The sequence below is a fragment of the Lacihabitans sp. LS3-19 genome (assembly GCF_024343575.1).
GTDB lineage: Bacteria > Bacteroidota > Bacteroidia > Cytophagales > Spirosomataceae > Leadbetterella.
The window spans coordinates 1-1,936 of the sequence record NZ_RJUA01000084.1; the positions used below are offsets into that span (position 1 = coordinate 1).

The following is a 1,936-nucleotide window of genomic DNA, read 5'->3' on the forward strand; positions in this document are numbered from 1 at the left end:
CTTCTGCCCAAATAAATGTCGCTCCCATTGAAAATACCACTTACACTGTCACTTGCAAAAACTCTTGTGATGCTATTTCTAAAAGTGTGAATATTACGGTGGTTCCTGGAATTGATGCTCCAAATATTTCTACTTCAAAACTAAATTATTGCTTTGGAGAAACTATAACAATAGCCGCCACAAACTGTGTTGGTAATGTAATTTGGAGCAATGGAATGATAGGTGCAAATATTGAAATTTCGGCTAGTACAAATTTCAGCATTTCCGCAAAATGCCAAACAACAGAATGCCAATCACCACAAAGTCAGACGCTTAATATCAAAGTCTATCCAGTTTTGACACCTGGTTCAATTGCTGAAAATACTTCAACAAACTGTGCAGGTTTCAATCCTTTGACCATCGCAAGCATTCAAAATCCGTCAGGTGGAATGATTCAATGGCAAAAAGCGGAAGATTGCTCCGCGGCAAACCCTACATGGGTAAATATTTCTGGAGAAAATACTGCAACTTTCAATCCTCCTGCCCTATTGGTATCGACTTGTTACAGAAGGATGGCTTTTGATTCTTGCAATTCTGTATATTCAAATATTACGACTTTCAACATCAATCCAGATCCAAGTATTACCATTATGGCTGATACAGATTCGGTTTGTTTTGGAAATACTCTAAATCTCACAAAAACAGTAATTGGTGGTGAAGGAATTTGTGATATTCAATGGCAAATAAATAAAACTAGCTCATCTCAAAGTTCTACAAATTGGAAAAATATTTCTGTTTCAGACGCTTTAGCCTTTAATTTCAATAATCCTGGAAACGATAGCACTTTCTATTTCAGAGCGAGAGTTGATTGCATAAATAGTTCATGTAATATCGCCACGTCCAATGTTGTTTCGGCTGTTTTTCATCCGCAATTGAGTATTTCAGTGCCTTTTTCAGATTCTACGATTTGTGCTGGTGCGAATGTAAACATTTTAAGCTCAAGCTGCAAAGGAGAAATCCTTTGGTCTTCTGGAGAAACTTCTGCTCAAATAAATGTATCCCCTACAGAAAATACCACCTACACAGTCACTTGCAAAAACTCTTGTGATGCGGTTTCTGAAAGTGTGAATATTAAAGTGGTTCCTGGAATTGAAGGCCCAATAAATACCACCCCAGATTCTGTTTATAGCCCTTCTGCATTAATTTTTACAGCCAATGGTCAAAGTTTAAAATGGTATGAAAGTGCAATTTCATCAATTCCTTTAAGCCAAACTCCAGAAGTTACAATTCCTGGACTTTATACTTTTTGGGTAAGCCAAACTATTGGCATTTGCGAAAGTCCGCGAATTCAAATAACCGCCAGATTAATCCCCGAGCTAGCTATTGTTACCCAGCCATTGTCTTTAATCAATTGCTACGGAAACACCTCAAATTTTGAGATTTCAGCCCTAGGTGGAGACTTAATCTACCAATGGCAAAGAAAAAGACCCAATGAAACTGCTTTCAGCAACTTAGATGATGCCAACAATTACATAGATGGAGCACTTACAGAGCAATTAAAAATTAAAAGTGTTGGAAATGCCGAAAGCCCAAATGGTACGCTTTATAGATGTATTATCAACAACCAAATAGAAGAAATAATAAGCGAGGAAGTAAGCTTGAATGTGAATAGAGTACAAGGAAGTTTGCCAAACCAAAAACTTTGCTTAGGCAATGACCTTAATTTCAATCTTAACAATACCCACACTATTACAGGAATACCTTCTGTAATTCAATGGCAATACCGAACAGGAACTGGGGCTGATTGGCTTGATCTTGCAGATGGAGGAAGTATTTCTGGCACAAATAGCCTTCAAATGTCCATAACAGAACTTACCAAAGCGAATGAATTCCAATACCGTTGTTCTCTGTTATTTAACTCTAGTACAGGTACTTGTACCGAAACAACCGACTTAAT

General features: G+C 37.4%; 1 protein-coding gene. It reads left to right on the forward strand.

Annotated elements, in window-relative coordinates:
• Nucleotides 1–1,936, forward strand: a 1,936-nt coding sequence (locus tag EGI22_RS15470) for a hypothetical protein (protein WP_255069338.1), incomplete at both ends; no start/stop codon positions are given.